The organism is Saccharothrix algeriensis, assembly GCF_016907655.1.
Taxonomy (GTDB): Bacteria; Actinomycetota; Actinomycetes; order Mycobacteriales; family Pseudonocardiaceae; genus Actinosynnema; species Actinosynnema algeriense.
Map to the genome: position 1 here is coordinate 4943400 of NZ_JAFBCL010000001.1, position 21718 is coordinate 4965117.

Here is a 21718-nt window from a genome sequence, read left to right on the forward strand (position 1 = left end):
TTCTGGCGGTCGGAACTAGCGGGAGACGTTCCACAGGTGCTCACCCGGGCGCGGGGCCTGGTGCCGGGACAGGTCGATGGAGTGCGCGCGGGAGAACAGGGCGGGCACCTCGTTCGCCGCTGCCGCCGCGGTGCCCAGCGCGCGGTAGACCTCGGCGAGCTTCTCCATCACCACCGGGTGCACCGGGTACTCGGCGCTGCCCTTCTTGACGAACGTGGACAGCGCCAGCGCCAGGTGCCCGATCGACTCGGGCCACTGCTGCAGGTCCCCGCCGAAGTAGGCCATCGACTCGGGCGCGTAGCGCGCCGCTCGGGCGGCCTGCTCGACGGCCAGATCGGAGATGTGGAAACGGGACACGGTGAGACCTCCGGTAGTGGTGAGGATGGAAGACCCCGGTGGGGTCGTGGCGCCGTCGACCGGGGCGGACACGGCGCCGGTGGTCGGCCGCCACCGGGGCGGCCGGACAACGGAGGGTCGAGGGGCGGGCACGGCGACCTCGACCGTCACCACCGTCGGGACGGTGGTGCGGATCCGGTCGGCCACGACGTAGCCGCGGTGCGCGGCGGCAGCACCCAGGGCAAGGCGCTGCTGGGTTTCCCAGTGCCGCGCCCACGCCGCGTAGCCGCCGGCGACGACCCAAGCGCCGGCTGCCCAACCACCTGCGTGAATCGCCCGAACCGGCGCGAACACCGGCCGTGGGGCAGTGGCCTTCGCCGCGTCGTAGACGATGCGGTAGGTGGCCGACCGCGCCGCCTTGGGCGTGGGCGCGTCGAAGACGGCCTGGCGCACCATCCGGTGACGGCTACGCGCCCATTCCGCCTCCCGGTACGCCCGGCGGGCGGTGTCCCGCAACTCCGCGTGCTGGTCGGCAGCGTCCCGGAACACCTGCCGGGCAGCCGACCAACCGCGCAAGGCGCTGCGCACGTGACGCCCCACCGACCGACGTCCGGCACCAGGAGAGCCGGTGCCGCTGCCGCGGTGCCGCGTACCGCCCGCATTGCCCCGGCTGGCGGAAGTTCCGCTGCCGACACCGCGACCCGCGCGGCGGCCACCGAACAAGCCACGTCCACCGAGCAGGCCGCGTCCGCCGGTGGCCCGACCGCTTGCGCCACGGCCACCCGCAGCGCGGCCACCCGCAGCGCGGCCGGTCGTGGGGCGACCTGCCGAGCCGCTGCCTGCCCGCCGCTTGGCCAGCAGCCGGGCCAGCGGGCCCTGCCGCTTCGAGACCGTGGTGCCGGTGCTGGGCCGTGCGCCGGGTGGCACCACCCGCGTAGCCGGCTGCGCGCCGCGACCGGCGCGTTGAGCGTGGGCAGCTGCCGCACGTCCTCCCGGCGGAGTCCGCTTCCCGGCGCGGCCCGCCGCACCGGCACCGCGACCGGCCGCGCGATCACGGCGGCCGGCCAGCACAGCGCGAGCCCTGCCCATCAACCCGGTTCCGCGAGCGGACGTGCGACCGCCGGCGCGAGCCGCGGCACGGCCGGCGGTACCAGCCACCCGGGACCGGGCGGATCGGCGGGAGCGTGCCCGCCGGACACCGGCCACGGCGGCAGTCGTCCCGGCGAGCGCGCCGGCGGCAAGCAGCCCCGGCACCCCACCGGCGTAGGCGGCGGTACTGCCCGCGATGGTCATCAGCTCCGCGGCCGTCACGGCCGTGGGAACCGCCGGCACCACCAACGGGGCGGGCCTGGGCGAGGTACCGCTCGTGGCGCGCGAGGTGGTCGGAGCGGCGCCGATCGGCTGCCCGCCGCCGGTACCGGGCTGCCCTTGGGGGACCGGTCGGGGGGCACCCTCGGTACCGGTACCCGACGGGCTGTCGCTCGGTACCGCGTCGCCGGTGTGGGGCTGGATGGTCCGCGTCATGCCGATCACCCCTTCCTGTCAGTCGTAGAACTCGTCCGAGTCGAACTCGTCGTCCTCGAACAGCTCGGGGTAGGCGGCGGCGTCGACCTCGCCGTGGCCCTCGCACTCGTCGCACGCGGTGCCGGCGAACCAGGGGTCGATGCCGTCTCCGTTGCAGCTGGGGCACTCCATGTCGTGCTCCTTCGCTCAGGCAGCGGGGTGGGAGAGCAGGTGGGCCAGCACGTCACGGCGCAGCGCCACGGCGCGGTTGCGGCCGATGCCCAAGTCCTGGATGTCGTTCACGCGGACGTGGCTGTCGTGCCGTTCGTGGTAGTCGCGAGCGGTGCGCACGGCGCGGTCCCACAGCTCCACGCCCCAGACTTCGCGCGGGTCCTGGTTCTGCTCCGAGTCGGTGCCCTCGGCGCTGCTGTGCTCGGCGGTACCGGTCGGCTCGTCCTGGGGGAGGTCGATCCCGTCCGGCGCGGGGTGCGCCTGGTCGTCATCCGAAGCCGCAGTACCGACAGCGAGAGCGGTCCGGTGTTCGGTACCGGACAGGCCGGTACCGAAGTCGACGGGTCCGTGAGCCCGCTCCGCCGAGTACTGCACCGGTGCCGGCTGCGACAGCGGGACCGGTGCCGGCACCGGCGCGGCGGAGGTGGCGTTCATCGCCAGCGACACCAGGTGGGACAGCAGGCCGGCCAGCAGTACCGGTCCGGCACCGACGGCGACCGCCGCGCCCAACGGCAGCGCGGGCACGGTGCCACCGTCGACCAGCAGCGGCTTGCCGTGCCCGTCCACGGCGATGCTGGTGACCGCGTGCCAGGTGTTCAGCCCCAGCTCCATGCCGCCGGCGAACAGCAACACCGCCCATGCCCACCGCCGCACGGGGCCGGTGCCGTCGATGACGTAGTGCAGGGCCAGCAGGGTGGACACCGCGAACACCAGCGCCAGCACCACACCGAACCCCACCCCGAGCATCGGGGCGACCGCGCGGACCTCGCCGTTGACGGTCAGCGCCAGCGCGCCGACCATCACGGCGAACAACGCGGCTTTGCGCCAGTCCCTGCGCTGCTCGCTCACGGCAGCATCCCGCCGGTGGTCGTGCCCGCCACGGTGACGCCGTCGAACTCGTCGTCCTCGCTGCGGGCCCGGCGAGCCTCACGAGCGGCGGCGCGCATCTCGGAGCGGGTCACCGCCCGGGTCGCGACCATGCGCACCACACCGCCGTGCGAAGCCCGAGCGGCCCACCGCACGCACGCCAGGTAGAACAGCGCCGCCAGCACCGTGACCACGGTCCAGCCGACCGGCGCCAGCCACCACACCACCGCCACCAGGACCACCGGGGCGAGGACCAGCTGCACAAGGCCCATCGCGATCCACAACGGCAGCGTCAACATCCGTCCCAACGTCATGACTGGTCTCCCTCGCCCAAGTCGTCCAGGTCGATGAACTGGTCCTCGAACTCCGCCGGCGGCTTGCGGTGCCGGACCGGCCGGTCCGGCTTGCTCCGCCGGGTGGCTTCCGCGCTCGTCGCCGGGGACGGGAGCGCCGCGGTGACGTAGACGCGGCCCAAGGTGGAGCTGCCGCGGTTCGGGTAGAACCGGCTGACCTCCTGCACCTCGAACACCTGCCGCAGGGCCTGGACAGCGGCCTCGGCCTCGGACGCGGTGGCTTCGACGCGGATCTTCACGCCCGGTCCTCCTTGCCCTCTTCACCGATGCCCTCGCAGCCCGGGCAGTGCTTGCGGGTCGCGGTGCTCATCAGCGGTCCACCCCGTCCACCGGCCGCAGGTCACGCCCGCCGGCGCGCAGGTGCTCCCAGGTGCGTCCCCGCTGGCTGGTGGGGGTGGAGCCGTCCGCCGTGCGCACCGGGTAGACCAAGCCGAACGGCACGGGCTGGTCGAATTCGTCGCCGCTGCGCACGTCGATCAGATCGCGCTGGTGGCTGCTCACGACGCCACCGCCCCGCTGACCGACGTGACGTCGGCCCGCACGCGGTACTGGTGGTGCTCGCACCGGTCGCACCAGGCGAACTGCCGCACGCACCGTCCGCAGTGGTCGACCGAGTGGCCGGAAAGACGCGGGTCGCACATGCAGCCCACCCAGCTGCCCAACTCGTGCCCGTCCCGGGCGCACACCATCGCACCGGCGCACAACCGGCACGTCAGCTTGCTCCCGGGCGTGACCTGCCACCCCATGCTCATCAGCCACGCCAGAGCGGCGGACTCGTCGGTGAACACCGGCACGGCGTCGGTCTCGTAGTCCTGGCCCTGCCCGCCGCAGAGGTCGCAGGCGACGAGAACCGCGGTCGTCGTGCTCAGCATCAGGCAGCCCTCCTTTCGTAGTCGTCGGTGGTGAAGCAGGCCGAGCACTGCTTGAGGGGCCCGCGCACGACGTGGTCCACGTAGCCGCGGTGGTCACGGCAGAAGCGGCGGGCCTGCATGGCCGCGTGGTGCGCGCGCCACATACCCGGCGTCATCGCCCGGAGCGGGACCGCAACCTCTTCACGCCACAGCTCGCACACCTCTTCGGTGCGCGCCGGAATGCGGTGACGGAACACCAGCAGCGCGTCCGGGTCCGTCGTACCGGGCCGCAAACCCTTGGCGCGCAACTGCTTGCGGGTGTAGAGCCCCACCGGAACCGCACCCGGGCGACCGCGCCACCCGAAGACCGGCAGCCCGTCCCGCTCACCCCGGCAGATCACGGCCACGCCGTTCCACGGCAGCACCACCGTGCGGAACTCGACCCGCGACCGGCGCCCCATCACGCCACCTGCGCCGAGTCGCCCAGCGCGTCCAGCACCGGCGCGAGGTGCTGGTTGAGCAGCGCGACGATCGTCTTGACGGCGTTCTTCGCCGTCGTCACGTCCGGCGCACCGGCGCGGTAACGAGGCGCGGGCAGCGACTCCACCGGCACGGGCACCCACAGCTGCACCATCGGCAGCGCGACCAGCCGGTCGTTGTCGAACGGCTCCGACCACCGGACCTCGCTGCCGAACAGCTCCCGCTCGCGCAGCCATCCGCGCCACCGACCGCACACCCGTTCCAGGTGGGTCGGCAGCCGCGAGGCCACCGTGACGGCGATGGCGAGCCGGCCTTCGTCGTCCCAGCGCTCCGTCACGTCGGTCACCCGCAGGTCGTGGCTGACGTAACCGGGCGACATCGTCGGCGGCAACGCCGTGTGCAAGGCGGCCACGGCGAACTCCGCGGGCAGGTCCTCCAGCCCGGTGAACCGGCTGGCAACCTGAACCAGGTACGCGCCGAACCGCGACTGGCCGTCGCTGGCCAACTCCCGGTCCCGCTTGTCGTCCACTCGGAAGATCCGCGCGTCGCAGCTCATCACGCCACCTCGCGAACGGGCAGTGGCGCGGCGGCCTGCCGGCGGCGCTCGCGGATCAGCGCCTGGCGCTGCTGGGCGGTCTTGCCGCCCCGCACACCGTGCTGCTCGTAGAGCGGCCGGACCAGCTCCGACTCCAGGCACTCGGCCTGGACCGGGCAGCCGGCGCAGACCGCCTGAGCCGCCCGCATCCTGAACGCGGCCTGGTCGCGGGTCTCCCGCAGGTTCGGGGACAGGTCGTTGGCCGGGCCGTACCACAGCTCCAGGTCCGTACCCAGGCATGGCCGGTCCGCCCAACCGCTCAACTTCCTGAGCGTGCTCTCGTTCATCACGCCACCACGGGCATCTGCGGAGCCGACGTCGAGGCGGCCTCCTGGCACGCCTGCACGTAGTCCGCGATCGCGTCCTCCGGGATGCGCAACGCGCCCTTCCCGGTGCCGACCTTCAACGCCCGCAGGGCGCCGGACTCGATCGCCCGGTAGATCGTCGCGACCGACACGTCGAGCATCTCGGCCACGGCCTTGACCCGGTGCATCCGTTTCACCTGGTGAGTCATCCACTGCTCCTAGCCAGAGAGGAGAGCCCTGAGAGACGGGCAACTAGTGCTAGTGCTGAAACTAGTACTAAAACTAGCAGTGTCAAGTGGTGTGAGGCCGTCCGAGCTGTGGGGGCCGCTAGCGGAGCGCTAGCGTTGGTACTGAAATCAGCAGCTCAGGGAGGCTCTGTGCCGAAGGACTGGGACGCGGTCTCGGCCGCCATCACCACTCGAATGGCCGAACTCGACATGAAGCAGACCGAGCTGAAAGAGCGCTCCGGGCTGGCCTTGCAGACGGTTCGCGAGATCCAGCTGAACCTCCAGCCCCGGGATCGCAACAAGCGCACCCTCGCGGCGCTGTCCGAGGCGCTCGGCTGGCCCAGCGACCACCTGTGGCTGGTGCTGGAGGGGAAGGACCCGGGCGACCCGGACGCCGGCGACCCCGTACTCACCGAGCTGGCCGTGCTGAAGGACGCACTCACGACGCTCACCGACCGTGTCGACGCGATCGAGCGGCAGCTAGCTGCCGACGACGGACGACCATGAGGCGGTCCAAGCGCTCGTTGAGCTGCGTTGCCAAGCTGCGGATGTCCGCGGCTACCGCCTTGACCTCGTCTGCCTGCGCCACCATCGACCCCCTGAGAACACCGCGATGACTGCGATGTCTGTAGCGTCGGGCGAAGTGGGCGACGGACCCCGGAAAAACCTTCCGGGGTGGGTCGGCGGTCTGCGGAGAGGCTGAGGCCATGCGCGGAATGACGAACTCACTGACCATCGGCGAGCGGGTCGGCTGGTACCGCCGGCGCAGGGGCGTGCCGCAGGAAGTGCTGGCCGGACGAGTCGGCCGCACCACCGACTGGCTGAGCAAGGTCGAGAACAACAGGATCGACCTCGACCGGCTGTCGGTGATCCGCAACCTCGCGGACGCCCTGGACGTGTCCGTCGGTGACCTGATCGGCGAACCGACGTTGCTCGACTGGAACTCGGAGAGCGGCACGAAGACCGTGCCGGCGCTGCGAGCGGCCCTGATGGACTACCGGCAGCTCACCCCGCTGTTGGCCGCGCCCAGCACCGACGCCGAACCGATCGACCTCGCCGAACTCCGGCGCGAGGTCGGTGTGGTCTTCGAGGCGTACCAGGAGTCCAAGTACGGATTCGTCGCCGGCCGCGCCCCGTTGCTGCTCGCCGATGCCGTCCAAGCCGTCCAGGCGCACGGGACCGAGGCGCAGGGCCTGCTGGCCCTCAGCTACCAGGCAGCCACGTCACTGCTGACCAAGCTCGGCGAGACCGACCTCGCGTGGATCGCGGCCGAGCGGGGGCTCACCGCTGCTCAGCAGACCGGGAACCCGGTCATCCTCGGCTCGCTGTTCCGCTCCGTCGTGCACGCCCTGCTCTCGACCGGCCGCTACGGGCCCGCCGCCCAGCTCACCGAGACGGCCGCCGGTGTTCTCCAGCCCGAGCTGCCGCACGCGGACAGCGCGATGCTGTCGATCTACGGCAGCCTCTTCCTCGCCGGCTCGATGGCAGCGGCGCGAACCGACGACCGCGGTCGCACCCAGGACTTCCTGCGCGAGGCTCAAGAAGCCGCCGACCGCTTGGGCGCCGATGCCAACCACGTGTGGACCGCGTTCGGCCCAACCAATGTCGAGATCCACCGGGTTGCCACCGCGATGGAACTTGGTGACGTCCAGGTCGCCGTTGACCTCGGGCCGTCCGTCGACACGTCGAACCTCCCTGTCGAGCGCCGGGTACGGCACTCTCTGGAGACGGCGCGCGCCCTGAGCGCGTGGAACCGGACAGATGAGGCGTTGGCAATCGTGCTGGACGCGGAAGAACTCGCTTCCGAACAGGTGCGCCACCACTACCTCAGCCGGCAGCTCGTGCTCACGTGGATGCGCCAGCAACGCGGCACGCCCAGCCACGCTCTCTCCGGCCTGGCTCAGCGCTTGCGGCTTGAGTAGCACGCGCGCCCGGCGACGCCCGTAGGCTCAGCGCATGGGTACGGACGCCGACCGCTTCGCAACGCCCCGGATGGCAGCCGGGGCGTTGTTCGTTGATGACCAGGACCGGGTCCTGCTCGTCCACAAGACCTACGGCAACGGCTGGGACATCCCTGGTGGTTACGTCGATGTGGGGGAGTCGCCGGCTGCGGCGTGCCGCCGGGAGCTGCGAGAGGAACTGGGGCTCGACCGAGAACCGCAGCGCCTGCTGGCCGTGGACTGGGCGCCGAACGAAGGCGAGGGCGACAAGGTCCTCTGGGTGTTCGACTGTGGGCTGCTCGGCGAGGACGAACACCGGATTAAGCTGGACGACTCAGAGCTGGACCGGTGGGAGTGGGTGCCAGTTACCGACCTCGGTGAATACCTGGTTCCGCGACTCGCCCGCCGACTCAACCAGTCCCATGCCGCTGCGAGCCGTGGCGACACGGCGTACTTGGAGCATGGCCACTTGCCGGGCGTCAGGGGTAGTGCCCCACTTTCTACCGATTGATCAAGCTGGCGCCGCCCAAGGCAGGCAGAGTGTCCAAAGTTCCTTTCCCTCTGCAAGGCGGCCCCCTCCGGGGGCCGCTGACCGTTGGTGCCTAACCGACGCTGAAGGACCGACACCCCTGTAAGTGCTGCACGCCCTAGCGGGCCAAGCGGCCTGCGGGCGTGCCACACGAGGAAGGGCGCCGATCCCGACGTCAGCGAGGAACGGCCAGCGACCCCCGAAGACGACCGCAAGAGCCCAAAAGAATCGTTCGCCGCGCGGCAGCCCAGCAGGATGACCGGGACGGCACCACCGGTTCGACTATCAGCGTGGGCCGGGTTTCGCGTCATTCGCCGACCTTCCCGAGGGCAACCACACGCGTCAAGGGGGGGCAGACCCAGCCTGGCAATCCAGTCTGCGGGAGGTGCTCCTTTGACACGTGTGGTTAGGACGAGCCAGGTCTGCGGGATGACGCGAAATCCCCTTGAGAAATCGTTTACCCCTAGGTAAGCTCAATCCACCCTAAAGAGTAAAGCGAGTCTTACTCATCTTGACGGATTGACTATATCCTGCTCTGTAGAAGGGGGATTTGATGGCTGGCATGGCTAAGTTTGAGAAGCTTTTCAGTGGAACAATGGGCCACTTCTGGGTTTTGGATGAAAACGCGGATCCCGTCCACGAGGACTCGATTAGCGGCTACGTTAAACTGGGAGATCGAGGCTACGTTGAAATTGACACGCTTGATGAAGATCCATTTGACGCTGATGTCGAAGGTAAACTTGAGCGCACTCGACCGCGTGCCATTTACGGGGTAACCGTCGATACTCCGGTGCTTCTTTTTCAAGTGGACGATGCGGGTGGGACGGAGGTGCTTGGTGGCGCGAAGGCTTCAGTACGTCGTTACCGCGCTTACAGTGCCGCCATATCGGCATTGGGACCGGATCTGAAATCTATTTCGGTTAAAGAAGTTGAGATCTTTTTCCCCGGCATTGAGCAGTGGGCTGGCGTTCAGGTATCCGAAGAGAATGCCGAATACTTTGATGACAGACGGCTTAAGGGGTTCACGCTAAAAGTTGAAAATGCGGCTGAAGAAGTTGTCGGTATATCCGATGGACGTGAAGTCGCGGTTTCTTCCCATTGGTCAATCGCCGGTCCTCGCTCCAGGCGGAGCATCTTTGCTCCGGTGTCCATCATTTGCCGCAGTGAGTCGCCTGTCGAGCTGTGGGACCTTCTCCAACCGATATTTCGAATCCAAGAGCTTATTAGTATTGCCTACGACGGTTTTGTTGTGGCTGAAGGCGGGGTCATTGATTTCGATATGGCGAGCAAGCCGCCTACCAGACCGCCTTTTTGGAACTATTTTTTGATGCACGTGCCAAATGGTGTTCGTGTACCAAAATCGCTAGGTGAAAAGCCGATGTTTTGGCTTGGAAGCCTAGGTGATGCGTCCATCCTTGCCCGGTGGATCGAACTCTGCGATAGTCACCCCCGGCTTGTAAAGCCGATTAGCAACTTCTACCGTCGAGGTGCGGCTACGCCTGAACTGCGCCTGATGGAAGCTGCCACGGCAATGGAGTATTGGTGTTCAGCGATCAAGAAGAAGCCCGGCTATGAATGGGCTAAAGCGAGTAAAGGTGAATATCCTGCTCTAGTAATAGCAAAGCATCTGGGCGAAGGCTTTTCAAGCTGGGTTGGAAACGCGGAAGCGTGGGCCGACCTGTTCTGGTCACGATACAATAAGTTGAAGCATGAACCATCATTTAAGGTAGATGAAGGGGAACTCTCGTTCCTGGCATCGATAGGCTTCCGACTTCTTGTGGCTGAGGTTCTGTCCGAGGTAGCGGGCGACGTTAAAGTCGGGGCCTTGTACTTGCGAAACTGGCGAATCGACAGCCTTGGCGGCATGGCAAAAAATATGTTTCCATCGAAGAGTATTTAATGTGTCGCTTCGAAACGGCATCGTACTGTGGGCGCTAGGTCGCAATCCTTCACTCGACGGTATCCGGCTATTCACTGCTCAGGCGTGACTACGTGAGAACATCGACGCCAAACTTTTGGCCACAAAACGACGGCAAACGACCGCTGCGGACGGTTGGCGATGCTGGATCAGTATAGGCGGTCAATCTAGGCAAGGAGCGGTATTCGGCGATCATGGCGAACGATGACAGGCATCTCGCTCTAATGCCGAGGTGCCAGGTGGTCCTGTAGGCCGCGGTGCCGCTGCTGTGGCCGTAGCCGCACGGCTCTCGTCATCGGGCTGGCCCTCTCCGGGAACCACGAAACCACGAAAATCTGTCCATTATGCTAGCGCGGCCCGCAGACGTCCGCAGGTCTGACCGCTGTGGTGATGCAGCTGCCCATGGGACGGGGCGCCGCCGCTGGTCAACCGCTCTGGATGGGGCCTGTTGCGGGAATTGCTGCCCCGTCATCAGTAGAGAGTGAGTCGGTCTCAGCAAGGTCGCTGCCGTCTGCTCCGTCATCGGCGTGGCGATGTGCAAAACCGGTATTTATGCAGGTAGGCGAGTTAAATGGAGTATCGTGGTTTTACGTGAGTGGATCTTGCTGGTAGCGGACAGAGCGGCAGTTGCCATGGGTGTGCCTGGTCGGCTCGCTCGGAGGCAGTCTCGCCCAGCTGTAGGTAACTTTCGTGGTTTTGTGGCGTGTCATGTAGGCGACTGTGACGAAGTTGGAGCCGGAAGGCTGTTGCCAGCGACCGTTACGAAACTGTGGTGAACCGAATTAAAACGGCCGTCGCATCGGGTAAAGTCCCAGCGTACGAAGTGTCTTCCCCGCACGCGCGGGGGTGGTCCGGCGGCGCGGCCGAGGTCGTGACCCGCACGGTGGTCTTCCCCGCACGCGCGGGGGTGGTCCCAGGCCGTAGCGGGCGCGCTCGCCGGCGCGGGCGTCTTCCCCGCACGCGCGGGGGTGGTCCAAGGCGCTGAGAGGGCCGGAGAGCCCCCGAAGCGTCTTCCCGCACGTGTGGGGGTGGTCCCTCCACTGCGGCCCGACCGCGCACCTCGTCGTCGTCTTCCCCGCACGCGCGGGGGTGGTCTCCAGATCGAGACTGCCGAGGACGTCTGGGCGGCGTCTTCCCGTACACGTGGGAGTTCTCCGTCCTTGTGGGGAGTACTCCTCGACTAAGGCCAAGTTCCCCCCCGCGGAACAGGATGATCCTGTGGGCCGCCGCCTAACTGTGCCGTGAGCTGTGTCCAAGTGGTCATCCGTGCCGAATGTGTGCCGAAATGATGGTGCTGGCACTGCTTCTTGAGGTATCAGCCCAGGTCAGTGGATGGTTGATCGACGGAAAGCAGACCGCTCAAAATCCGTCCAGTGTGCGTTCGAGTCGCACCGGGGGCACATCATCTGAGCGCACCGAACAGCCCCTGACCTGTGGTAACCCGGCCAGGGGCTGATCTTGTCGTGTCCGGTTGCCATCCGTCGTCCACGGCTGCCCACGCCGTTGGGTCTCGGTCGATGTGGAACAGGAAGCTGTCCGGGGCCGTGCCGGACTTCCGGATGTGGTCGCGTAGCGGCGGGTGGGGGACCGGTCGGGTCTTGGCCTTCCCCTCAGGGCTTGAGCTGTCGGCGGGCGCACCGGGTTCTCGTCCACTCTGGACGACGAGAGGTCCTGTCGCCGGGCCTCCTCGCCCTACGTCGCCGGAGGGGTGAGGATGTTCCGCGCCGGCTCGGCGGCAGCGGTACGAACCGGCGGGACCGATGAGTGTTGGACGCGGCGGAACTCGCTTCCGGGAAGGTCCGTCACTACCTCGACCGGCAACTCGTGCTCGCGTGGGTGTGGCGACAACACGGCACGCGCCCACTCGGTCCTGGTTCAGCGCTTACGGCATGAGCAGCAGGCGCATTCGGTGACGTCCGTGGGCTCGGCACCGGAACCCCGCACTCCGCTGATTGATCGGATCACCACTACCCCTCCCACACGCGTGGAAGTGGTCCTGTGTTGGGTTCGGCCAACGCCGGGGCATGGTGGCGACCGGTCATTTCGCCCTGCCAACCACCATGCGGCACCGCAGTCCCTCGCCGCCCCCGCTACGACCGCCTCCGCGCGATCGGGATCACCGCACCCGGCGCTTAAGCCCTAGGTCTCGCCTACCAATCGTCCGAAGTGGACACCGGAAGCACCGGCTGGAAGCACTGCCCACCCTCGACATCACCGCCACCGGCGCCCAGGCCGCGCACACCGAGCGATAAGTCGGTGGCCAGGAGTGAGGAGCGTCGTTAGCCTCGCGGTCGTGATCTACGAACATCCCTTGGCCTACCTGCTCGGCATCGAGGGCACCGCCTTGCTGCGCGCGTTCACCGGCGAGCACGACCGCGACTTCGTGGAGGCCCGGATCGCCGAGATCCGCAGGCTGCTCGACGACGAGTCGCTGGCGGGCGCGGGGGTGGACGTCGACCGCGTGAGCACGGTCGACGGGTACCGGGTGTGGGCGGGGACGTACGACCGGCCCGGCAACGCCGCGTTCGACATCGACGCGCCGCTGGTCGGCGGGATCGTCGGGGCGCTGCCGGTGGGCGTCGCGCTCGACGCCGCGTGCGGCACCGGTCGGTACGCGGAGTCCCTGGCCCGGCTGGGCCACCGGGTCGTCGGGGTGGACAGCTCGCCGGACATGCTCGACCGCGCGCGGGCGCGGGTGCCCGGGGGCGAGTTCCTGGTGGGCGACCTGAACCGGCTCCCGGTGGGCGACGGCCAAGTGGACCTGGTCGTCTGCGCCCTGGCGCTGACGCACGTCCGCGACCTGGGCCCGGTGGTGGCGGAGTTCGCCCGGGTGCTGCGGCCGGGCGGGCACCTGGTGATCTCCGACGTCCACCCCGAAGCGGTGGCGCGGGGGTCGGTGCCCCCACTGCGCGGGCCCGACGGGCGTCCCGGGCGCGTGGAGTCCTACCGCCACCTGGTCGGGGACTACCTGCGCGCCGCGCTGGCCGCGGGGCTGCAGCTGCGCGGGTGCCAGGAGCCCCGGCTGCCCGCGCGGGAGCGCCCGCCGGCGCCCGCCGGCGCGGTGGGGCCCTGGGAGCTGTGGCCGTGGTGCCTCGCCGACCTGGTGCCCGAGGCGGCGCGGGCCGCCAACGCCGACGTGCCAGCCATGGTCGTCTGGCACTTCCAGTCGCCCGCGACCTGACCCCCGGCCGGAGCGCGGATCCGCCGAGCGGCGCTGGAATCCGTGGGCCGGGCGGACTACTGTCCGGCAGGTGCCCGAGTCGGCCGGAGTCCGCCCGAGCCCGTTCGCCGAGGCGCTGCGCGGTGCGATCCGCCGGCGCGGCGCGACCCTGGAGCGCCTGGCCGACCACCTGCGGCGGGAGGGGACGCCGGTCAGCCCCGCCACGCTGAGCTACTGGCAGTCCGGCCGCAGCCGGCCCGAGCGGGCGCTGTCGCTGGCCGCCCTGCGCAACGTCGAGCGGTTCCTCGGGCTGCGCGGCGGGGAGCTGGCCGGGCTGCTCGACGCGCCCCGGCCGCGCGGCCGGCTGGCCCACCGGGCGCCCGAGCCCGCGCCGATGTCGGCGGTGTGGCCGGACGCCCGGTCGCGGCGCCGGGCGCTGGACGGGCTCAGCCCGCGCGACGAGGCCCGGCTGACGAGGCTGAGCATCGTGTCGCGGGTGGAGATCGGGCCGGACCGCACCGAGCTGCACCAGTGGAACCGCAACATCCTGCGGGCCGAGGAGGACGGCGTCACGAGCATGGTGCTGCTGTTCTGGTCGGACGACCACCAGCCGCCGCCGGTCCTCGTGCCGACCCGCAATTGCTCGGTCGCCGCGCTCAACCGGGACGAGGATTCCGGCCTGGCCGCTGCCGAACTGCATTTCCCCCGGCCGCTGGCCCGACACGAGACGATCATCGTGGAGTACGAGGTCGAACAGGTCGGCTGCGTTCCCGCGACCAATCACGAGCGGCGCGGGCGGTTGCCCACGCGGGAGCTGCTGATCGAGGTGCGGTTCGACCCGGACGCGGTGCCGGCGCGCTGCGAGCAGTTCTCCGAGATCGGCGGCAAGCGGCTGGTCCGGCCGCTGACCTGCGACGACTCCTACACCGTGCACGCGCTGGGGCTGGACCTGCAACCCGGCGTGTTCGGCGTTCGCTGGGAGTGGTGATTTCGACTGCCGGCCGGCAATCGTTTTAAGTATTAACAGAGAAAGGGCAGTCGACCCTTTTCAAACGCCCGGCCGGGTGGCATTATTCCGGCGCGCAGCAATCCTGCTGGAGGGGTCGGGCAAGCCGACCGTCCCGTCCATGCGCATCCCCTGCACAGTGAGGAATCCGGCTGGAATGAAGCACACCCTCTTGCGCGCCGCGGCGCTGGCGGCGACCGCGGTGGCCGTCACGGCGGTCGGCTCGGTCACGGCGGCGGTCCCGGCCTCCGCGGACCCGGTGATCCTGGGCGCGGACGCGCCCGGCGCGATCAAGGACCGCTACATCGTCAAGCTCAAGGACACCCGGACCGCCGCGACGGCGATGACCGGCAAGCACGGCGGCCGCGTCCGGCACAAGCTGGACATCATCAACGGCTACTCCGCCGAGATGACCGCGGCCCAGGCCAGGGCCGTCGCGGCCGACCCGGCCGTGGCCTCGGTCGAGCAGGCGCACCGGATGGTCGCCCTCGACACCCAGAACAACCCGCCGAACTGGGGCGACGACCGCGTCGACCAGCGCGACCTGCCGCTGAACCGCGCGTTCACCTACCCGGCCAACCCGGGCCAGGGCGCGCACGTCTACGTGCTCGACACCGGCATCAACGCCAACCACGTGGACTTCAGCGGCCGGATCTCCGGCGGCGCGGACTTCATCGACAACGACTACACCCCGCAGGACTGCCACGGCCACGGCACGCACGTGGCCGGCACGGCGGCGGGCACCACGTACGGCATCGCCAAGAAGGCCACGGTCCACGCCGTGCGCGTGCTGGACTGCCAGGGCTCCGGCGCCAACGACGACATCATCGCGGGCATCAACTGGGTCAGGAACAACGCCGTGAAGCCCGCGGTGGTCAACTACAGCATCGGCTGCCAGCAGCGCTGCTCCGACGCGTCGGTGGACAACGCGGTCCGCTCGCTGATCTCCAGCGGCGTCCAGTTCGTCCAGGCGGCGGGCAACTCGACCGACGACGCGTGCTACTACAGCCCGCAGTCCCTGCCCGAGGCGATCACCGTCGGCAACTCCAACCGCAACGACAGCCGGTCCTCGTCGAGCAACTACGGCTCGTGCCTGGACCTGTTCGCCCCGGGCGAGAGCATCGTGTCGGCGTCGCACTCCAGCAGCACCGGCTCGGCGACCATGACCGGGACGTCGATGGCCTCCCCGCACGTGGCGGGCGCCGCGGCGGTGTACCTGGCGAAGAACCCGTCGGCGAGCCCGGCCGCCGTGCGCGACGCGCTGGTCACCAACGCCACGCCGAACAAGCTCAGCGGCATCGGCAACTCGGCCAACCGCCTGCTCTACACCGGGTTCATGAACGGCGACGGTGGCGGTGGCACCCCCACCTGCGCCACGCTGACCAACGGCAACGACGTGGCGATCGCCGACAACAGCACGGTCCAGAGCACGATCACCAGCACGTGCACCGGGACCGCGTCGGCGACCAGCACCGTGGCGGTGGCGATCCAGCACACCTTCCGGGGTGACCTCGTCATCGACCTGGTCGCGCCGGACGGCAGCGCCTACCGGATCAAGAACAGCAACGCCAACGACAGCGCCGACAACGTGACCGGCACGGCGACGCTGAACCTGTCCTCGGAGTCGCGCTCGGGCACCTGGCGGCTGCGGGTGCAGGACGTGGCGGCCAACGACGTCGGTCGGATCGACAGCTGGTCGCTGACCCTCTGACCGCAGTGCCCCTGCCGCGAGCGGCCCCGGCTGGAGAAGCCGGGGCCGCTCGTGTCGGCGGGGTCAGCGCTCCGCCATCCCGGCGACCGGGGAGACCCGCGCCGCGCGGCGGGCCGCCGCCGCGGCGGCCAGTGGCGCGGCGAGGACCGCGGCGCCCAGCAGGGCCCCGAGCCGGTCCCACGGCAGCGCGAACAGCACCGGTTCGCCGGCGGACGACGCGACCCGGGCGACCAGCCACGCCGAGCCCGCGCCGAGCAGGAGGCCGCACGACGCGCCCAGCAGCGCGACGAACACCGACTCCGCCACGAGGGCGGCCCGCAACCCGCCCCTGGTCAACCCCAGCGCGCGCAGCAGCGCCGACTCGCGGGTGCGCTCCAGCGCCGACAGCGACAACGTGTTGGCGATGCCCGCGAACGCGATCAGCACGGCCATCGCGGCCAACGCCCACAACAGGTCCAGCGTGCCGCGCAGCGGCGCGGCGGCCTCCGCCCGGAGGTCGGCGACGCCGTGCAGGCGGGCCAGCGGCGCGCCGGCGAGCGCCCGCTCCAGCGCCGGCCGGACCTCCTCGGGGTCGGCGCCCTCGGCGAGCCGGACCAGGTGGCTGTCGTCGTGGCCGCGGTCGCCCTGGAGGGAGAGGGACGGCAGCTGCGCCAGGTCGACCAGCCCGAGGGCGAGGTCGGCGCCGGTGGCGTCGACGCTGTCGTAGACCGCCACGACCCGCAGCGGGACCGGGTTCGCGGCGGGCCCGGCCGGCACGGTGTCGCCGACCGCGAGCCCGGTCTCCTCGGCGAGCTGGCGGTGCACGGCCAGTTCGCCGGGGCCGAGCCGGTCGAGCCGGCCGGACAGCACGGCCGGCCGCAGCACGCTGCCCAGGGCGTCGCCGCGCACGGCGGCCAGCCCGTAGGCCCCGTGCGGTCCGAGGTCCGCCGGGAACGCGCGCCGGGGCACGACCACCGCGACACCGGGCACCGCGGCGAGGGCGTCGCCGAGCGCGTCGGGCAGCGGCCGGGTGGGGATCACCGAGGTCACCGCGAACTCGGCCACCACCTGCTGGTCGACGCCCCGGCCGCGGCCCGCCTCGACGCCCGCCGCCACCGAGGTCACCAGCGACACGACGGCGAACCCGATGGTCAGCGCGGCGGCGCCGGCGGCGGTGCGCCGGGGGTCGCGCGCGGCGTTGAGCGCGGCCAGCCGGGCGGGCGGGCCCAGCAGCGGGGAGCACAGCGCGCCCAGCGCCCGCACGGCCGGACCGGCGACCAGCGGTCCGGCGGCCACCGCGGCGCCGAGCAGCAGGAGCACGGCCACGACGGCGAGCGCCGCGCCGTCGCCCGGCTCCGCCCGCAGCGCGAGCACCGCCACGCCGACGGCGGCGACCGCCGCCGCGGACGCGACCACCGCGCGGGACCGGCCGGCGCGGGCCGACCCGCCCGCCGACGGCGCGCGCAGCGCCTCGACCGGCGCGACGCGGGTCGCCGCCCAGGCCGGGAGCACCGCCGCCAGCGCGGTCACCAGCACCCCGACCGCCGGCGCGACGACGACCGTCCGCGCGGTGAGGGGGAGGTGCACGGCCGCCTCGGGCCCGCCGGCGATCGCCTGCGCCGCGGCGGCCACGCCGATCCCGCCGGCCAGCCCGACCGCGGACGCGACCGCGCCCACCGCCGCGGCCTCGGCGAGCACCCCGGCGAACACCTGCCGCCGCCCGGCCCCGACGCAGCGCAGCAGCGCCAGCTCCCCGGCCCGCTGGGCGACCAGGATGGTGAAGGAGTTGGCGATCACCATCGCGGCCACGACCACCGCGAGCACCGCGAAGGCGGTGAAGAACCCGGTCAGGCCGGCCCCGTCCGCCGGGGTGCCCGCCACCAGGCGCGCGGTGGCCTGCTCCCCGGTCTCCACGGTGACGCCCCGGCCGCCCACCGCCCGGTCGAGGTCGGCGACCAGCCGCGCCCGCCCGACGCCGGGCTCGGCGCGCACCGCGATCGCGCCGTGGGGCGCCCGGGGCGACAGCAGCCGCACGGCCTCGGGCAGCAGCACCAGCCGGGCCGAGCCGATACCGGGGTCCTCGGGCCGGCTGAACGTGCCGACCAGCGTGAACGCCCGCTCGGCGCCGCCGTGGTCGAAGACGGTCACGGGCTGGCCCAGCGCGCGGCCGGCCGCCGCGCGCCGCTCCAGCGCGATCTCGCCGGCGTCACCGGGCACCCGGCCCGCCACCAGGTCGAAGGCCCGCAACCGCTCGTCGGCGGCCAGCGCCTCGGCCGCGGCGTCCACCACCCGGCCCGAGGTGTCCCGCAGGGGCGCGCCGACCGCGCCGCGACCCTCCGCCGCGGCGACGCCGGGCACCGCGCGGACCCGCGCCAGCAGCTCGTCGTCCAGCGCCGGCCCGCCGCGCGCCGAGGTGATCGACGCGTCCACGTTCCGGTACTGCACGGCGGCGGCCTCGCGCAGACCGGCGCCCACGGCGTCGGAGAGGACGAACGCCCCGGCGACGAACGCCACCCCGAGCGCGGTGGCGAACGCCGAGAGCAGCAGGCGCAGGGGCCGGGCCCGCAGCCCGGCGACGACGGTGCGCAGCATCAGGAGCCCAGCCCCGCGAGCGCCGCGAGCACGCTGTCGGCGGTGGGTCGCGCGAGGTGGGCGGCCACCCGGCCGTCGGCGAGCAGCACCCCCTGGTCGGCGTAGGACGCCGCGACGGGGTCGTGGGTCACCATCACCACCGTCTGCCCCAGGTCGCGCACCGACGTGCGCAGGAAGTCGAGCAGCTCGGCCCCGGAGCGCGAGTCGAGGCTGCCGGTGGGCTCGTCGGCGAACACGACGTCCGGCCGGCCCACCAGCGCGCGGGCGCACGCCACCCGCTGCCGCTGCCCGCCGGACAGCTCGGCCGGCCTGTGCCGCAGGCGCGGGCGCAGGCCCAGCGCGTCGACCACCTCGTCGAACCAGGCCCGGTCCGGGCGGCGGCCCGCCAGGCGCAGCCCGAGCAGGACGTTCTCCTCCGCCGAGATGGTCGGCAGCAGGGTGGACGACTGGAACACGAACCCGACGCGGTCGCGCCGCAGCCTGGTCAGCGCCGCGTCGGACAGGCCGGTGAGGTCGGTCCCCCCGAGCCGGACCCGCCCGGAGTCCACGGTGTCCAGCCCCGCCAGGCAGTGCACCAGCGTGGACTTGCCCGAGCCGGACGGGCCCATGACGGCGGTGAAGCGGCGGGCCGGGAAGCCGAGCGTCACCCGGTCCAGCGCGCGCACCGCGGTGTCCCCGCGGCCGTGGACCTTCACGACGTCCGTCGCGCCCACCGCGACGTCGCCGTCCATTGCGTTCCCGTGCATGTGCTCCCCTGAACCGGGTCTCGGAGGCGGCCACCGGGCGTGGCCACCGCGGCGAGCATGGCCGGCGCCGCCTGAGCGGTTCCTGAACCGACCTGAAGAACGCTTCAGGGACCCCGGCGCGGATCTGGGACGATCGGGGCATGCGGGTGCTCCTGGTGGAGGACGAGAAGCGGCTGGCCGAGACGCTCCAGTGGGGACTGGAGGCCGACGGCTACGCCGTGGACATCGCCCACGACGGCCTGGAAGGGCTCGAACTGGCGCAGCTGCACCCGTACCGGGTGATCGTGCTGGACATCATGCTGCCCGGGTTGAACGGCTACCGCGTCTGCGCGGCGCTGCGGGAGCGCGGCGTCGACACGCCGATCCTCATGCTCACCGCCAAGAACGGGGAGTACGACGAGGCCGAGGCGCTCGACACGGGCGCCGACGACTTCCTCGGCAAGCCCTTCTCCTACGTGGTGCTCACCGCGCGGCTGCGCGCCCTCGTGCGCCGCGGTTCGGCCCGTTCCCCCGCGGCGCTCTCGTTCGGCGACCTGGTGCTGGACCCGGCGAAGCGGACGTGCCGGCGCGCGGGGCGGGCGGTGGCGCTGACCACCAAGGAGTTCGCGGTGCTCGAATGCCTCCTGCGGCACGACGGGAGGGTGGTCGCGAAGCACGAGATCCTGGAGCAGGTGTGGGACCTGGCCTTCCGGGGCGACCCGAACATCGTGGAGGTCTACGTCAGCGCGTTGCGGCGCAAGCTGGACGCGCCGTTCGGCCGCCGCACCATCGCCACGGTGCGCGGGGCCGGCTACCGGCTGGTCGCGGACGCCGACACCGCCGGTGACGGCCGATGAGCCGGTGGTGGCCGGTGTCGGTGCGGCGCAGCACCGCGCTGTCGGCCGCGCTGCTCTGCGCGGTGGTGTTCGCCCTGGGGTGGCTGGGCACGCGCCAGTTCCTGGCCGCGCAGCTGACCGGCAACGCCGTGAACGCGACGCGCGCGGACCTGGACCGGATGGCCGACGCCTACCGCGTCGCGGCCTCGGGCGGGCGGAGCGCCCTGACGACGGCGATCGCGTCCGGCGACGCGCTGTTCGAGGTGGTCGCGGACTCCGGCCGGGTGGTGGTGAGCAGCGCCGACCTGCGCCGCTGGGACCCGGCGTGGGCGCCGCTGCCGCCGGCCCCCGCCGACGCGCCGGCGGACTGGACCACCACCACGAGCGCCACGCTGCGGCCCGGCGAGCACCCGCGGTGGCGCGAGTACCGCACCTACACCGTGCTGGGGCGCGTGGTCGACGCCGTGCCGGCCGAGCTGGTGGAGCCGCTGGGCCGGGAAGGATCCACATTGGACTCCGGTCTGAGCGGCGCGGGCGCGGGGGAGCGCCAACGCCTCACGCTGTACTTGTACGTGCTGCCCTGGAACACGCTGAACACCCTGCGCATGTTCGACGACACGCTGACGTTCTTCGTCCCGCTCGCGGTGCTGCTCGCGGCGTTGGCCGCGTGGTTCTCGGCCGGTCGCGCGCTGCGGCCGGTGGAGGCGATCCGCCGCGAGCTGGCCGAGGTCGGCGGGCACCGGCTCGACCGGCGCGTGCCGGTGCCCCCGTCCCGTGACGAGGTCGCGCGGCTGGCGCTGACCACGAACGAGACCCTCGACCGCCTGCAGCACGCGCACCGGCGGCAGGAGCGGTTCGTCGCCGACGCGAGCCACGAGCTGCGCAGCCCGCTCGCGAGCCTGCGGACCGGCCTGGAGGTCGCGCTCGCCCACCCGGGCCGGGCCGACTGGCCCGCCGTCGCCCACCGGTCGCTGCTGGACGTGCAACGCCTCCAGCGCATCACGGCGGACCTGCTGCAACTCGCCGTCGACCCGGCCGGGGCCGCCGCGCCGTCGGGTCTCGTGGACCTGGCGGACGTGGCGCGGGAGCAGGTCGCCGAACGCGCGGCGGCCCGCGGCGGCCCGACCATCCGGTCCGATGTGGACGGTCCGGCCGCGGTGGCGGGCGAGCCGGTGCAGCTGGAGCGGATGCTGCGCAACCTGCTGGACAACGCCGTGCGGCACGCGCGGTCCTCGGTCACCGTGCGCGTCGCCCGCTCGGCGGGCGAGGTCGTCCTCGAAGTGCTCGACGACGGCCCCGGCATCCCGGCCGCGGACCGCGAACGGGTCTTCGACCGCTTCGTCCGCCTGGACGACGCCCGCGCGCGCGACACCGGCGGCTCCGGCCTCGGGCTCACGCTCGCCCGCGACATCGCCGTCCGGCACGGCGGGTCGCTGCGCGTGGCGGACGGCGCGCAGGGGGCGCGGCTGGTCGCGCGGCTGCCCTCCGCCGACCCGCACGGCGGCGGAGACCCGATGTGACGGCTGCGGCCGAATGGTCGCGCACGGTTCATCCTCGTAACGCTGCGTGTAACG

General features: G+C 71.4%; 22 protein-coding genes. 9 read left to right on the forward strand and 13 right to left on the reverse strand.

Annotated elements, in window-relative coordinates; translation table 11 throughout:
- Window positions 1-15: 15 nt before the first annotated feature.
- From JOE68_RS22660 to JOE68_RS22710, 11 genes are all read right to left on the reverse strand, one after another.
- Complete coding sequence (locus tag JOE68_RS22660; RefSeq protein WP_204844294.1) at window positions 16-792, reverse strand: hypothetical protein; 777 nt, start codon at window positions 790-792, stop codon at window positions 16-18.
- A 1086-nt stretch (window positions 793-1878) separates the two neighbouring features.
- The gene (locus JOE68_RS22665) at window positions 1879-2031 is read right to left on the reverse strand and encodes a hypothetical protein (protein ID WP_204844295.1); all 153 of its coding nucleotides are present in this window, start codon (window positions 2029-2031) and stop codon (window positions 1879-1881) included.
- A gap of 15 nt (window positions 2032-2046) precedes the next feature.
- Entirely contained in the window at window positions 2047-2919 is an 873-nt protein-coding gene (locus JOE68_RS22670) for a hypothetical protein (RefSeq protein WP_204844296.1), read from the reverse strand.
- A complete protein-coding gene (locus tag JOE68_RS22675; RefSeq protein WP_204844297.1) occupies window positions 2916-3251 on the reverse strand; it encodes a hypothetical protein in 336 nt (111 codons plus the stop codon). The genes JOE68_RS22670 and JOE68_RS22675 overlap by 4 nt, the downstream gene beginning before the upstream one ends.
- The gene (locus JOE68_RS22680) at window positions 3248-3529 is read right to left on the reverse strand and encodes a hypothetical protein (protein WP_204844298.1); all 282 of its coding nucleotides are present in this window, start codon (window positions 3527-3529) and stop codon (window positions 3248-3250) included. The genes JOE68_RS22675 and JOE68_RS22680 overlap by 4 nt, the downstream gene beginning before the upstream one ends.
- A gap of 70 nt (window positions 3530-3599) precedes the next feature.
- Window positions 3600-3791, reverse strand: coding sequence for a hypothetical protein (locus JOE68_RS22685; RefSeq protein WP_204844299.1), 192 nt, complete (start codon window positions 3789-3791; stop codon window positions 3600-3602).
- A complete protein-coding gene (locus JOE68_RS22690) occupies window positions 3788-4162 on the reverse strand; it encodes a hypothetical protein (RefSeq protein WP_204844300.1) in 375 nt (124 codons plus the stop codon). The genes JOE68_RS22685 and JOE68_RS22690 overlap by 4 nt, the downstream gene beginning before the upstream one ends.
- The gene (locus tag JOE68_RS22695) at window positions 4162-4602 is read right to left on the reverse strand and encodes an RRQRL motif-containing zinc-binding protein (RefSeq protein ID WP_204844301.1); all 441 of its coding nucleotides are present in this window, start codon (window positions 4600-4602) and stop codon (window positions 4162-4164) included. The genes JOE68_RS22690 and JOE68_RS22695 overlap by 1 nt, the downstream gene beginning before the upstream one ends.
- Window positions 4602-5177: a hypothetical protein gene (locus tag JOE68_RS22700; protein ID WP_204844302.1), complete on the reverse strand. Its 576-nt coding sequence runs from the start codon at window positions 5175-5177 to the stop codon at window positions 4602-4604. Before JOE68_RS22700 ends, JOE68_RS22695 begins: the two co-directional genes overlap by 1 nt.
- Window positions 5177-5503 carry a WhiB family transcriptional regulator gene (locus tag JOE68_RS22705; protein WP_204844303.1) on the reverse strand — a complete coding sequence of 109 codons (327 nt, stop codon included), beginning with the start codon at window positions 5501-5503 and terminating at the stop codon, window positions 5177-5179. Before JOE68_RS22705 ends, JOE68_RS22700 begins: the two co-directional genes overlap by 1 nt.
- A complete protein-coding gene (locus tag JOE68_RS22710) occupies window positions 5503-5730 on the reverse strand; it encodes a helix-turn-helix domain-containing protein (protein WP_239562320.1) in 228 nt (75 codons plus the stop codon). The genes JOE68_RS22705 and JOE68_RS22710 overlap by 1 nt, the downstream gene beginning before the upstream one ends.
- A 168-nt stretch (window positions 5731-5898) precedes the next feature.
- On the opposite strand from JOE68_RS22710, the gene JOE68_RS22715 reads away from it, so the two are divergent.
- The 7 genes from JOE68_RS22715 (at window position 5899) to JOE68_RS22745 (ending at window position 16012) form a co-directional block, all read left to right on the forward strand.
- Window positions 5899-6255: an XRE family transcriptional regulator gene (locus tag JOE68_RS22715; RefSeq protein WP_204844304.1), complete on the forward strand. Its 357-nt coding sequence runs from the start codon at window positions 5899-5901 to the stop codon at window positions 6253-6255.
- 209 nt (window positions 6256-6464) lie between these two features.
- The gene (locus tag JOE68_RS22720; RefSeq protein WP_204844305.1) at window positions 6465-7670 is read left to right on the forward strand and encodes a helix-turn-helix domain-containing protein; all 1206 of its coding nucleotides are present in this window, start codon (window positions 6465-6467) and stop codon (window positions 7668-7670) included.
- Between the two features lie 34 nt (window positions 7671-7704).
- On the forward strand, window positions 7705-8199 hold the full coding sequence (locus JOE68_RS22725) for an NUDIX domain-containing protein (RefSeq protein WP_204844306.1): 495 nt from the start codon (window positions 7705-7707) through the stop codon (window positions 8197-8199).
- A gap of 571 nt (window positions 8200-8770) precedes the next feature.
- Window positions 8771-10117, forward strand: a complete 1347-nt coding sequence (locus JOE68_RS22730) for an ApeA N-terminal domain 1-containing protein (protein WP_204844307.1) — start codon at window positions 8771-8773, stop codon at window positions 10115-10117.
- A 2311-nt stretch (window positions 10118-12428) separates the two neighbouring features.
- A complete protein-coding gene (locus JOE68_RS22735; protein ID WP_204844308.1) occupies window positions 12429-13316 on the forward strand; it encodes a class I SAM-dependent methyltransferase in 888 nt (295 codons plus the stop codon).
- Between the two features lie 70 nt (window positions 13317-13386).
- Complete coding sequence (locus JOE68_RS22740) at window positions 13387-14283, forward strand: helix-turn-helix domain-containing protein (RefSeq protein WP_204844309.1); 897 nt, start codon at window positions 13387-13389, stop codon at window positions 14281-14283.
- Window positions 14284-14458: 175 nt separating this feature from the next.
- Window positions 14459-16012, forward strand: coding sequence for a S8 family serine peptidase (locus JOE68_RS22745; protein ID WP_204844310.1), 1554 nt, complete (start codon window positions 14459-14461; stop codon window positions 16010-16012).
- Window positions 16013-16075: 63 nt separating this feature from the next.
- Here the strand turns inward: JOE68_RS22745 and JOE68_RS22750 are convergent, their stop codons facing one another.
- Together JOE68_RS22750 and JOE68_RS22755 are read right to left on the reverse strand one after the other, a co-directional pair.
- Window positions 16076-18583 carry an ABC transporter permease gene (locus JOE68_RS22750; protein WP_204844311.1) on the reverse strand — a complete coding sequence of 836 codons (2508 nt, stop codon included), beginning with the start codon at window positions 18581-18583 and terminating at the stop codon, window positions 16076-16078.
- Window positions 18583-19314, reverse strand: a complete 732-nt coding sequence (locus tag JOE68_RS22755; protein WP_204846240.1) for an ABC transporter ATP-binding protein — start codon at window positions 19312-19314, stop codon at window positions 18583-18585. The genes JOE68_RS22750 and JOE68_RS22755 overlap by 1 nt, the downstream gene beginning before the upstream one ends.
- A 155-nt stretch (window positions 19315-19469) precedes the next feature.
- Between JOE68_RS22755 and JOE68_RS22760 the strand changes: the two genes are divergently transcribed.
- Both JOE68_RS22760 and JOE68_RS22765 read left to right on the forward strand, forming a co-directional pair.
- Window positions 19470-20165 carry a response regulator transcription factor gene (locus JOE68_RS22760; protein ID WP_204844312.1) on the forward strand — a complete coding sequence of 232 codons (696 nt, stop codon included), beginning with the start codon at window positions 19470-19472 and terminating at the stop codon, window positions 20163-20165.
- The gene (locus tag JOE68_RS22765; RefSeq protein WP_204844313.1) at window positions 20162-21664 is read left to right on the forward strand and encodes a sensor histidine kinase; all 1503 of its coding nucleotides are present in this window, start codon (window positions 20162-20164) and stop codon (window positions 21662-21664) included. Before JOE68_RS22760 ends, JOE68_RS22765 begins: the two co-directional genes overlap by 4 nt.
- Window positions 21665-21718: the final 54 nt, after the last annotated feature.